We start from the raw sequence: 12,438 nt of genomic DNA, 5'->3' as shown, positions 1-12,438 counted from the left end.
TCATCTTAGATAATCACGGATTAGATAGTGAAATCCGATTTGATTTTTTATTAATTGTGGCTATCGATAAAATAAAAAAAGCGCCACCAGGGCGCTTTTTTAAGCAAATTAATTCGTGTTGGAATTATTACAGTACGTGAACGGATGCGGTGTTAGTCGTGCCGCTCGGAACCAGTGCGCCGGAAACCATAACCACAACGTCACCTTTCTGAGCCAGACCGCTTTCCAGAGCGACTTCTTTACCCAGGCGATAGAAATCATCGGTAGAGCTGATTTCTTTAACCACTTGTGCAACAACGCCTTTGCTCAGCACCAGCTGACGCGCGGTCGTTTCGTTGGTGGTCAGCGCCAGGATGGTGGCATCCGGGAAGTATTTACGTACTGCGCGAGCAGATTTACCGCCCTGGGTAGCGACGACGATTAACGGCGCGTCCAGTTTTTCTGCAGTTTCAACCGCGCCACGGCAAACGGCTTCGGTGATGCGCAGTTTGCGGCTGTCGTTATTGAAGTCCAGACGACTGGTCATCACGCGGTCAGTACGCTCACAGATGGTCGCCATGATGGTGACGGCTTCCAGCGGGTATTTACCTTTTGCAGACTCGCCAGACAGCATTACTGCGTCGGTACCGTCGAGGATGGCGTTTGCTACGTCACCGGCTTCAGCGCGGGTAGGACGTGGGTTTTTGATCATGGAGTCCAGCATCTGGGTCGCAGTGATAACGACTTTACGTGCACGGATACATTTTTCGATGATCATCTTCTGCGCGAAGATAACTTCTTCTACCGGGATCTCAACGCCCATATCGCCACGCGCAACCATGATGCCGTCAGACGCTTCGAGGATTTCGTCGAAGTTGTTCAGGCCTTCCTGGTTTTCGATTTTGGAGATGATCTGGATGTTTTCGCCGCCGTGCGCTTTCAGGTGCTCACGGATTTCTACGACGTCAGAACGTTTACGGATAAAGGAGGCAGCAACGAAGTCAACGCCTTGCTCGCAACCGAAGATAAGGTCCTGTTTGTCTTTTTCAGCCAGGGCTGGCAGTGCGATGGAAACGCCCGGCAGGTTAACACCTTTGTTTTCGCCCAGGTCGCCGTTGTTCAGCACTTTACAGATAACTTTGTTACCTTCGATGGCGGTAACTTCCATGCCGATCAGACCATCGTCAACCAGAACGGTATTGCCGACGGACAGATCTTTAGTGAAGCCTTCATAAGTAACAGCAACGATTTCGTTGTTGCCTACGACAGATTTGTCGGTGGTGAACGTGAAGGTCTGGCCCGCTTTCAGGGAAACGTCGTTACCGCCTTCCAGTTTAATGGTACGGATTTCCGGACCTTTGGTGTCGAGCAGGATTGCGGCTTTCTTACCGGTTTTGCTCATGACGTTGCGCAAATTTTTGATGCGCTGACCGTGTTCTGCATAGTCGCCGTGGGAGAAGTTCAGACGCATGACGTTCATGCCCGCGTCCAGCATTTTGGTTAACATCTCTTCGGATTCGGTTTTCGGACCGATGGTGCAAACAATTTTCGTCTTTTTCATGACAGTCTTAGTCTTTAAGTTGAGAAGGATATGGAAATCTGGCTCCCGCCGCGCACGGACGGGAAGCTAAACCTGAGTTACGAAAGTTGTGATGCCTCGCTCTAAGGATAGGTGACATCGAAAGAGCGTGCAGAGGAATGTGTGCTTGTGTTTCAGCCCAACGGGATGGTGAGTTTTGTAGTCGTTGAGTTTTACAGGTCAATGTGCTGAAACCATTCAAGAGACAATTGGCGCGCATTATACGCTGAAAATTATCAAAAAGGAAAATGGAAACAGCGTTTCAAAACACATCTGTGCAGTTTTACAAAAATTATTCATTAATTTGTTCAGCTGTATGGATAAAGAAGCTGTTCGCAGCAGCGGTTTGTTGCGCAACAGGTCGTTATTGTCGTCCCACTGTCTGAATTTTTGGCATTTAACGCCGTCCAGGTAAGCATATTTCTAAAAGTTATATCAAATGCGTTTTAATTCATTTTAAAAGCCAATTCTACTGATTACACTCGTTTGGACATCCATACTGCTAAACAGCCAAAAGCGCTAGCAGAAGAACAATAAGCAGCAGCGGATACCCAAACGACATGATTGTCCTGAAAAATATTTCGAAAGTGTTTACGCCAGGCAGGCTTGCCATTACCGCTGTCGATAACGTCAACCTGACGGTTGAACAGGGACAGATTTACGGAATTATTGGTTACAGCGGGGCGGGGAAAAGCACCTTAATTCGTTTGCTCAATGGGCTGGAAAAACCGACCTCCGGCAGCGTAACGATCAACGGCCACGATATTTCTGCCGCCCGTGGGGAGTCATTACGCCAGGCGCGACTGAAAATCAGCATGGTGTTTCAGCATTTCAATTTACTGTGGTCACGAACCGTAAGCGAAAATATTGCGTTCTCAATGCAAATCGCCGGAGCGCCAAAAGCCTCTATTAAAGCGCGAGTTACTGAACTGATTGCGCTGGTTGGGCTGAGCGGTCGTGAAAACGCGTATCCGTCCCAACTGAGCGGTGGGCAAAAGCAGCGGGTAGGAATTGCCCGTGCGTTGGCGAACAATCCGGACGTCCTGCTGTGTGACGAAGCCACCTCGGCGCTGGATCCGCAAACCACCGATCAGATCCTCGATTTACTGCTCGATATTAACCGCCGCTTCAAATTGACCATTGTGCTGATCACCCATGAAATGCACGTGGTACGCAAAATCTGCGATCGCGTGGCGGTAATGGAAAATGGCAAAGTTGTTGAGGAGGGTGACGTGCTCAGCGTCTTTACCCATCCGCAGCAGCCGATCACCCGACAGTTTGTGCGTCAGGTGAGCCAGTACACCGAGGAAGACGAATTTAATCCGCAGTTGGCAAGCGAGCTTGGCGGCGTAGTTATCAAGCTTACGTTCACCGGGCAGCGTACGCATCGGCCTGTGGTTGGCGAATTGACCCTGCGCTATGGCCTGCCGTTTAACATTTTACACGGCAAGATGACGCAAACTGCGCACGGTGTGTTTGGTCAGCTCTGGGTTCACGTTGTGGCCTCTGAAGAACAATTGAACAATATTTTGGCCGACCTGCGCCAGAGCGACATTGAAGGCGAGGTGATTCAACATGGCTGAAGAACTGTTTCCCCATCTGAAGTGGGAGCAACTGCTGGCGGCAACCCAGGAAACGCTCTATATGACAGCCCTTTCTGGTGCGGCGACCTTTGTACTGGGGATCGCACTTGGTCTTGCGCTGTTCCTGACCGCACGCGGCGGACTGTTTCACAATCGCGCGGTATATAGCGTTATTTCGCTGGTGGTGAATATCTTCCGTTCCATCCCGTTCATCATATTGATCGTGCTGCTGATCCCGTTCACCAAAGCGATGGTTGGCACCATTCTCGGTGCCAATGCTGCGTTGCCTGCGCTGATCGTGGGGGCCGCGCCGTTTTACGCGCGTCTGGTCGAAATTGCCCTGCGTGAAGTGGATAAAGGCGTTATTGAAGCGACGCGTTCGATGGGCGCACGGCTGAGCACGCTTATTTTTCGAGTTTTATTGCCGGAATCTTCTCCTGCTCTGGTGTCCGGGATCACCGTGACGCTGATTGCGCTGGTTAGCTACAGCGCGATGGCAGGGGTAATTGGCGCCGGTGGATTAGGGAATTTGGCTTATCTGGAAGGATTCCAGCGCAACCACAGCGACGTCACGCTGGTGGCGACGGTGACGATTTTGCTCATTGTCTTCATCATCCAGCTTTGCGGCGATGTGATCACCTCTCTGTTAGATAAACGCTAATAAAATACGGAAACCATTATCATGAAAAAATCACTGACGTTACTCGCCGCAGCAACCTTGAGCGCCCTGAGCTTTGCCTCCTGGGCTGATACTCTGACCGTTGGCGCATCTAACGTGCCGCATGCGGAGATCCTTGAGCAGGCTAAGCCGATTCTGGCGAAGCAGGGGATCGATTTAGAGATTAAACCGTTCCAGGATTACATTCTGCCGAACACCGCGCTGGCTGGCCGTGAGATTGACGCGAACTACTTCCAGCATATTCCGTACCTGAACAGCGTGATTAAAGACCATGCGGGTGATAAAACCTATGATTTCGTCAGCGCCGGAGCGATTCACATCGAGCCGATTGGTATCTATTCGAAAAAGGTAAAATCGCTTAAAGATCTGCCGGAAGGTGGCAAGATCATCATGCGCGATGCGGTATCTGAAGAAGGCCGTATTCTGTCGATTTTCGAAAAAGAGGGTGTGATCAAGCTGAAGCCGGGTGTGGATAAAGTGACCGCTCGCATTAGCGATATCGTCGAAAACCCGAAAAAACTGAAGTTCCTGCCTAACGTCGAAGCGGCGCTGTTACCGCAGATGTATAACAACGACGAAGGGGATGCGGTGGTGATTAACGCCAACTACGCGATCGATGCCGGGCTGGATCCGGTGAAAGATCCTATCGCCGTCGAAAGTGGTGAAAACAACCCGTATGCCAACATCATTACCGTGCATCGTGGCGACGAGAAGAAAAAGGATATCGTGGCGCTGGTTGATGTCCTGCATTCAAAAGAGATCCAGGACTGGATCCGCACCAAATATAAAGGCGCGGTGATCCCGGTAAATAACTAATTTGCTTTTTGCCGGATGGCGACTGTGCCTTACCCTGCCTACGACGTCCTGTAGGCCGGATAAGGCGCGTTGCCGTTGCCATCCGGTGCGAGAATTACACTCGCTCAATTCTCGCGGGTAACCCCTGGCGCACCGCCGCGCCCGATACCCAGTCAAGCCAGGTATTCGCTACCTGCCGGGTAGGATCCGCAAAGCCTAAATCGTTGAGATTAATCCCCGACCTTATTTGTGCATCAAACGCCATCGGTTCGCCGTCGAGCGTATGCTGCGCAGCGCCCATTTCTTTATGCCCATAACCGTGTTCAATGGCGATTACGCCAGGCATGACCCCATGCAGCAGGCTTATCTGCGCCAGCGCCTGACCGCCAGGCGTGGTGATCCGTACCTTATCGCCGTGCGCTAAGCCATACCGCTGACCGTCCTGCGGATTGAGCGCCACCAGATTTACCGGCTTCAGATGCTGCAGACGCGGGATCACCGCCGTGGCGCTGGACATTGTATTTGATTTAAAGGAAATCAGTTTCAGCGGCCACTCTTGTTCCGGGAACAACTCCTCGACAGCACGGCCATCTGACAGGCGCGAAGGATACCAGGCCGGGCAGCCGCTGAAGCGCTCGCCGGTAATCGCATGGCGGTGCGCGGCGACGTTCGCATTCCAGATTTGTAGCGGTTTTTCCCACGCATTGCCTACCCGATTCTCAACCCGCCCGCTGATGTCCGGCGCAAAGCGTCCGCCCCGGGAGTAGATAAATGCCACCCGGCTGATTTCATCGGCTTTCAGCGTTTGGGTCATCACAGGCACTATCCGCTGTACGCCGGTCAGTGCAATGTCTTCCGGCTGTGCTTCGGCGACCGGCGCTTTGCCCATAAACGCAATATTAGCGGCGAGTCGCAGGTAGTAATCTTCCGCACGGTTCAGTGGATAGCGGTTGCCTTGCGGATCGGTGATCGCATTGTCGCCGAATCCGGGTAGCCCGATGCGTTTTGCTACAGCGATACAGAAAGACTCCATCGAGGCCGGTTGACCGTTGGCGGTAGTGCTGGTCGCGGCTCTGACTACCGGCCAACGCGCGGTTGTGGCTTTACTGGCCACGCCCGCCCATGGGGCGCTGAATCCCCAACTTTCGAAGTTATGGGTATCTGGCACGATGTAATCTGCCAACGCCGTGGTTTCATTCATAAAGGCGTCAATCGCGATAAATAGCGGCAGACGCGCAGGATCCTTGAGTTTTTCTTCCGCCACGCCGCGCAACCCTGCAATGCCGTAGAACGGGTTGGTCATGTTGGAGATCCAGGCTTTCAGCGGATAAGGGTAACCTTCAAGCGCTGAGACGAGAAGTTCGGTTAGCTGACCGGCGACAAACGGATACCACGGGGCTTTGGCCGGGAAGGGGGATTGTCTGGCAGCCACCTTATTGCGGTACTCTTCGGAAGACTCATAAGCCGTTTTGCTGCGCGCGATGCTTAACCCTTTCGGTTTTACCTTCCCGGCGAAGCTGTCCATGTTGTAGCGCGGACCGTCGGTGGCGCCATTAAACTTGCCGCCGCCGACGAACACGCCGCCTTCAAGGCTGAGGTTGCCAATCAGTGCATTGAGCATCATCACCGACCAGGCATTATAAAATCCATTGCCTGCCATCATGCCACCGTGGGCGATCACCGCCGCTTTGCGTCCATGACGGGTAAACGCATCGGCCAGTGCGCTAATGTCTGCTTCAGACACGCCGCACTGCTGGCTGTATTGCGTGAGTGTTAGTTTCCCGGCGGACTCTTTCAGGCACTGGAGGCTGCTTTTGACCGTCACCGTCTGGCCGTCTGCCAGCATGACTTCGCGGCTGACAAACAACTGCGCACGCGGGCAACCGCTGGCGGCGACAATTTCGCCGGCCTCGTTAACGACTGCTGGCTCCTCGGCGGCATTTGCGTTCAAATGTGCGAGGGTTAAATGCTGTCCGGCAAGGGTTGGAAGCTCATCGGTAATTACCAGATGCGTGGCGTTAGTCCAGCTTTTTTCTTCGGCCTGCTGCATGGCCTGTACGCCGGGAATAGCGAGGTAATCGGCGTTGTAACGCTGTTTATCGATAATCCAGCGGATCATCGCCATCGCCAGCGCAGAGTCGCTTCCCGGACGTACGGGCTGCCAATGGCCGCGCTCGTCAGCCAGCACCGTAGTCAATGGCAGGGCGGGCGCCACCACCACATAACGGAAGTCGTCGCGTAACCGGGCGCTGGCCAGTTGCCGGGCCTGGCGCTTAAATGGATTACCGGATTGCGCCGGCGAAGTGCCCATAAACAGCGCGAATTCGACGTTATCCCAGTCGGGTTTCACGTGGGTGTTTTTATCCAGATCGCCCATTAGCGCACCGGATCCGGCCCGATAGGCCAGACCGCAATAAGCGCCATGAGCACCGAAATTTTTACTGCCGAAACTGTTCAGCGCGAAGCGGCGTAAAAAGGTATCACGTCCTTCATCGCTGGTATTCGTGACCAGCAGTTGATTGGATTTCGGGCCAAAGCCGGGATGCCCGGCATCAAGCGGCGTGTTGGTATCATGGATTGCCCGCAGACCGTCAACGTGGCCTTCACCAAACAGATCGCCGCCTTCCACCACTTCTTCGATCAACTGTTCGAAGCTGATGCGCTGCCATTTCCCCTCACCGCGTTTACCGACGCGCTTCATAGGTTCCAGAATACGTAGCGGGCTGTACAGCCCTTCCAGTAAGGTTGCACCACGGGCGCAAGCGGTGGAACGCGCGTCAAGACCCGATTCGCCCGCCAGTTGTTCCATTGCGGTGGCAAAGGGGACGGCGGAGTCAATATGATGCTCCTGAGACAATGGATGATAGGGGTTGCCCGCAATGCGCAGCACCTTGCCTTGTTCATTGTCGACGCGTACCCGCACGCCACACTGCGTCCAGCAGCCAAAGCACTGCGTCATGGAGATAACCTGCTGCGGGTTCTGCTGCCAGCGCGGCTGGGCATTGGCTTCGGGAATGAGGGCGTTACCAAAGATGCGATCACGGGTAATTTTGCCCGAGGTTCCGTCCAATAAACCGTCTATTGCGCGCTTTGCCACATCCCGATAACTCAGGCCAAAAGTCACCATGCCACCTACGGCAAGGCCTACTTTAAGCCACTGACGACGGGTTAAATTAGCCATGTTGCATTCTCCTTGCGATCGCGTTCAGGGCTTCACGAACAATAATGATCAGTGCAATCCACAGTCCAAAGGTGCCCAAAATGGCCAGCCAGCCATCGGTACCCCCAGGCAGGGTGTAAGGGTTAAACTGCGCGTTAAATTTTGGGATGGTCTGTACCTGGATGAGTAACGTCCAGCGCATCAGCCAGCACAGCGCCATCGCGCTAAATGCGAGTATTATGCGCAGCGGCAGCGACAGGGGGTTACGTAGCACCAGCCCACAAAGAGCAAGCGATGCAAGCCATAGCGCAACCCAGCCGATGGCGTAGTGTCGTGCCGAAGAGGCAACGTCGAGCCACTGGCGAATAGCTGAACCGGAAAGCGAATTGCCGCTCACCCATATCACCACCACTCCAGCCAGCGCGATCAGGGTAATTGTCTGCCCCCATGCCAGTTTGCGTGCTAATGTTTCCTGGTTTTTGGTCGTTGCGATGAGCAGGGCGAGAAACGTTTGCAGCGCGCTGAGAAACATTGCAATCGGAAAGGCGTAGCTGAACCAGACCGGACGCGCCTGCACCACTGACACTTCTTGACCGGTGTAAACCAGCAATCCGATGGCCGACAGGGCGCTACCTATGGCCAACCATTTGGTGACGCTGTAACTTTTGAGCGTTAACCGTTTAACGTGCTGCGCCAAAAACCACAGACCTAAGAAGCCGGTGAATAGAGGTAAAAACAGCGCGCCCCATGGCATCCACGACCATGGCGTTGGCCAGGCGTAGAAATGCCAGACGCGGGCGGTTTGGTGTAAGTCAGCGGTCAGCGCCAGCGGCGCGGTAATCGCGCAGGTCAGGGCGATTAACAGCGTCAGGTTTTCCAGTTCCGCCGTCTCTTGTTTGCGCCAGTGAAGCAGACAGGCGAACAGCGCGGCGCAGGCGGCAATGCCGATGAAAAAGAAATATTGTACGGCCCAGGGTAACCAGCTTACGTCCTGGGGATGGGCCAGAACCTCTTCAATAACCAGTGAATGGTTCATTTAAACCTCCTGCCAGAGAGCGGGTTGAGCACGTCCCATCAACGGGGTGACAAACGCCTCGTCCAGACCCATATAGAACACGTGCGGTGCTGTTCCATTTTCCGGTTTCAGGACTTTGATGGCGTCATGGTGTTCACGCAGCATTTGCGAGATTCGACTGTGCGGATCTTTGATATCGCCTATGATGCGTGCGCCACCGACGCAGGATTCCACGCAGGCCGGGAGCAGGCCCGCTTCGAGACGGTGAACGCAAAAGGTGCATTTATCAGCGGTTTGCGTTTCATGGTTGATGAATCGCGCATCATAAGGACAGGCCTGCACGCAGTAGGCGCAGCCCACGCAGCGCGTGTTGTCGACTACCACAATGCCGTCTTCGCGTTGGAAAGTGGCCTGTACCGGGCAAACGGGGACGCAGGGGGGATTATCACAATGGTTGCACAGCCGCGGCAGCAGGACGTTGGTGACGCTCTGCTGGCCCTCAATCTGCACCTGATACTGGTTAACGAGGGTACGAAATTCGCCCTGCGGCGTCTGGTTTTCAATGGCGCAACTGACGGTACACGCCTGGCAGCCAATACAGCGACGCAGGTCAACCAGCATGGCGTAGCGGTGTTGAAGTGAGCCTTCATGGCGTTCAGGCGAGAAGGGGAATTGCGCCTGAGCTAAAGGTACCAGCGATGCGCCGGCGGTCAGGACGCCCAGTTGCTGGAGAAACTGCCGTTTACTGCTGTCCATATTTTCTCCCGTCACGATGCAACAACGAAACATTGGTCACGCCGTTGATTTGCTTGTGATGAATAAAGAATCTCGATGATTTACAGTGTAAAAATCGTGATGGGGGTACTCTATTGTGGTTAACCACATACCCGGCTTGTTGTTGATCTAAAACAACATAATTGACAGGGATAATTGAGTGGGACGAAACGTAGTAAAATGTCTGGTGGTGCTGGCGTCGCTATGGATGCTAAGCGGGGTGGTCAGGGCACAGACATGGAATATCGGCGTTTTGGCGATGCGTGGGGAGGTCTCCACACGTAATCACTGGCAGCCGCTGGAAACCTTGTTGAATCAGCAAATCCCCGGCGAACAGTTTCATATTCAACCGCTGGACCTGCACCAGATGCAGGAGGCGGTGAATCGTGGCACGGTACAATTTGTGGTCACCAATCCGGCGCAGTTTGTGCAGCTAAACAGCAGCGCTGCACTACGTTGGCTGGCGTCGCTACGTTCTACTCGCGGGGGGAAAGCCACCAGTAACGTGATTGGCAGCGCGATCCTCGTCAGACGCGACAGCGGGATAACCTCCGCACACGATCTGATCGGCAAAACGGTTGGCGCCATTGACGCACAGGCATTTGGCGGTTATTTGCTGGGATATAAAGCGCTCAGCGATGCCGGTTTGCGCCCGGAGCGCGATTTGCATCTGATGTTCACTGGATTTCCCGCCGATGCCTTACTCTATTTATTACGCGAAAAAGCCGTGCAGGCAGTGATTGTACCGGTGTGTCTGCTGGAAAAAATGGATGAAGAAGGGCTTATTCGTAAAACAGATTTTATGGCCGTACTTAACCATCCAACGTCGATTCCCTGTTTAACCAGTACGCCGCTCTATCCTGACTGGTCGTTTGCGGCACTGCCTGCAGTAAGCGACGAGCTGGCCGATCGCGTCACGCGGGCACTGTTCAATGCGCCGCAGAATGCGACGTTTCGCTGGGGGGCGCCCGCCTCGACTCGCGAAGTCGAAGCGTTGCTACGCGACGTCCGCCAACATCCGCAGCAGCGCCAGCTGTGGCTGGATGTCAAAAGCTGGTTTATTCAACATCGGCTGGCGATGGGAGGCGCGGCTCTCGTACTGCTGTTGCTGACGCTCAATTATATCTGGGTGATGCTGCTGGTTCGTCGACGCGGCAGGCAGTTGGAGCGAAACAACGTACTGTTGCGCAAACAGGAACAGGAACTGGAAACCGCTCGCCAAATGAGCGTGCTTGGCGAGATGACTTCAGGTTTTGCTCATGAGCTCAATCAGCCTTTGTCGGCTATCCGACATTATGCGCAAGGCTGTCTGATCCGCCTGCGCGGTCAGGATCAGCAGCACCCGCTGCTGCCCGCGCTGGAGCACATTGATAACCAGGCACAGCGAGGCGCTGATACGCTGCGTAATCTTCGCCAGTGGGTTAGCCAGGCGCAGGGCAATCCGGTAATTACCGACGACTGGCAAGTCGTCAATATTCACGATGCCATCCATCATGTCTGGCAATTATTGCGCATGCCTCAGCAATTCCCGGCGGTGGCGCTGCAAACGCAGATTGGTAAGGCGTTAACATTAACGCTGCCAGCCGTTCTCCTCGAACAGGTTCTGGCCAATCTGGTGCTCAATGCGGCCCAGGCAGGGGCAACTACAGTGTGGTTTAGCGCCGAGCGTGAGGATGGCGATGTGTGTATTCAGGTGCAGGATAACGCCGGAGGTATTGATGAGGCACAATTGTATCAGGCTTTTCAGCCGTTTATGACCACCCGTAAAGAGGGGATGGGGCTGGGATTAGCCATTTGTCAGCGGCTGGTGCGCTACGCGAATGGAGACATTGAGATCAATAATCATCAGGCTCCTGATGAAAAAGCGGGTGCGATGGTGACATTACATTTTAAGCAAAACCTGGAGGGAGGCCGTAGTGGCAATCATTCATCTGCTGGATGACGATATTGCCGTCACCCAGGCCTGCGCGTTTTTACTGGAAAGTCTGGGATATGAGGTGTGTTGCTGGGATCAGGGCGAAACATTCCTCGCCGAGGCAAATCTGCACCAGGTGGGCGTACTTTTGCTGGACATGCGTATGCCGGTTCTGGATGGGCACGCTGTCCATGAAGCCATGCGTCAGCAAGAAAGTACGCTAGCGGTGGTATTCCTCACCGGGCATGGCGATGTTCCGATGGCGGTTGAGCAAATGAAGCGCGGAGCGGTCGATTTTTTGCAAAAGCCAGTCTCCGCTGTGCCTTTACAAGCGGCGTTAGAGCATGCTTTGCAGGTTTCTCTCGCCGCCTTCTCGCGACAAGAGATCGTCGTCTGTTATCAGCAGCTCACGCCAAAGGAGCGAGAGCTGGCACAGCTGGTAGCAAAAGGGTTGATGAATCGGGAAATTGCTGACGCAATGAATATCGCCGTGCGCACGGTAGAGGTTCATCGGGCGCGGGTGATGGAAAAAATGCAGGCGGGAAGTCTTGCGGAGCTGGTAAATCGACTCCAGAAGATTCAGTAGAGTTATGACATTTGTTTGATTTTCATTGAATTTTGTCTAAACCGTCAGACTGATATATGCTGTTGGTTTGAGTTAATGACGAGCGGGCAAAAATGGGAAATCAGACCAAAGACGATGAGCTGTACCGTGAAATGTGCAGAGTAGTCGGTAAAGTAGTGCTGGAAATGCGCGATCTGGGACAAGAGCCTAAGCATATCGTCATTGCGGGAGTACTGAGAACCACCCTCGCCAACCAACGTGTGAAGCGCAGCGAGCTAGAAAAACAAGCCATTGAGACCGTGATTAAAGCATTGGCCGGATAATCCGCAAAAAAGAGGGCGGTAGTTTCTCTCGCCGTCCTCTTATTCTCATTACGTTAATCTATCAATAATTA

At 53.8% G+C, this 12,438-nt stretch carries 10 protein-coding genes; 6 read left to right on the top strand and 4 right to left on the bottom strand.

From position 1 onward, the window contains the following. Window positions 1–127: 127 nt before the first annotated feature. Window positions 128–1,540 carry a pyruvate kinase PykF gene (gene pykF, locus LA337_12750; protein ID UBI14073.1) on the bottom strand — a complete coding sequence of 471 codons (1,413 nt, stop codon included), beginning with the start codon at window positions 1,538–1,540 and terminating at the stop codon, window positions 128–130. Between the two features lie 578 nt (window positions 1,541–2,118). Between pykF and LA337_12745 the strand changes: the two genes are divergently transcribed. The 3 genes from LA337_12745 to LA337_12735 are packed head-to-tail and all read left to right on the top strand — an operon-like array spanning window position 2,119 to window position 4,636. Continuing rightward, entirely contained in the window at window positions 2,119–3,141 is a 1,023-nt protein-coding gene (locus LA337_12745; protein UBI14072.1) for an ATP-binding cassette domain-containing protein, read from the top strand. Continuing rightward, window positions 3,134–3,802 (top strand): ABC transporter permease, encoded by a 669-nt coding sequence (locus tag LA337_12740; protein UBI14071.1) that lies wholly within the window; start codon window positions 3,134–3,136, stop codon window positions 3,800–3,802. The genes LA337_12745 and LA337_12740 overlap by 8 nt, the downstream gene beginning before the upstream one ends. Window positions 3,803–3,823: 21 nt before the next feature. Further along, window positions 3,824–4,636, top strand: a complete 813-nt coding sequence (locus LA337_12735) for a methionine ABC transporter substrate-binding protein (protein UBI14070.1) — start codon at window positions 3,824–3,826, stop codon at window positions 4,634–4,636. 94 nt (window positions 4,637–4,730) lie between these two features. Here LA337_12735 and ttrA read toward each other — a convergent pair whose 3' ends face one another. The 3 genes from ttrA to ttrB are packed head-to-tail and all read right to left on the bottom strand — an operon-like array spanning window position 4,731 to window position 9,564. After that, on the bottom strand, window positions 4,731–7,796 hold the full coding sequence (gene ttrA / locus LA337_12730) for a tetrathionate reductase subunit TtrA (GenBank protein ID UBI14069.1): 3,066 nt from the start codon (window positions 7,794–7,796) through the stop codon (window positions 4,731–4,733). After that, the gene (gene ttrC / locus LA337_12725; GenBank protein UBI14068.1) at window positions 7,789–8,811 is read right to left on the bottom strand and encodes a tetrathionate reductase subunit TtrC; all 1,023 of its coding nucleotides are present in this window, start codon (window positions 8,809–8,811) and stop codon (window positions 7,789–7,791) included. Before ttrC ends, ttrA begins: the two co-directional genes overlap by 8 nt. Then, window positions 8,812–9,564: a tetrathionate reductase subunit TtrB gene (gene ttrB / locus LA337_12720; protein ID UBI18458.1), complete on the bottom strand. Its 753-nt coding sequence runs from the start codon at window positions 9,562–9,564 to the stop codon at window positions 8,812–8,814. Between the two features lie 208 nt (window positions 9,565–9,772). On the opposite strand from ttrB, the gene LA337_12715 reads away from it, so the two are divergent. From LA337_12715 to fumD, 3 genes are all read left to right on the top strand, one after another. Beyond that, on the top strand, window positions 9,773–11,506 hold the full coding sequence (locus tag LA337_12715; GenBank protein UBI18457.1) for a sensor histidine kinase: 1,734 nt from the start codon (window positions 9,773–9,775) through the stop codon (window positions 11,504–11,506). Then, window positions 11,481–12,065 carry a two-component system response regulator TtrR gene (gene ttrR / locus LA337_12710; GenBank protein ID UBI14067.1) on the top strand — a complete coding sequence of 195 codons (585 nt, stop codon included), beginning with the start codon at window positions 11,481–11,483 and terminating at the stop codon, window positions 12,063–12,065. Before LA337_12715 ends, ttrR begins: the two co-directional genes overlap by 26 nt. Before the next feature lie 92 nt (window positions 12,066–12,157). Beyond that, the gene (fumD, locus tag LA337_12705; protein UBI14066.1) at window positions 12,158–12,367 is read left to right on the top strand and encodes a fumarate hydratase FumD; all 210 of its coding nucleotides are present in this window, start codon (window positions 12,158–12,160) and stop codon (window positions 12,365–12,367) included. Window positions 12,368–12,438 lie beyond the last annotated feature (71 nt).

Source organism: Citrobacter europaeus, from assembly GCA_020099315.1.
GTDB classification, from domain to species: domain Bacteria; phylum Pseudomonadota; class Gammaproteobacteria; order Enterobacterales; family Enterobacteriaceae; genus Citrobacter; species Citrobacter europaeus.
This window is presented reverse-complemented; position numbering and strand designations above follow the sequence as displayed.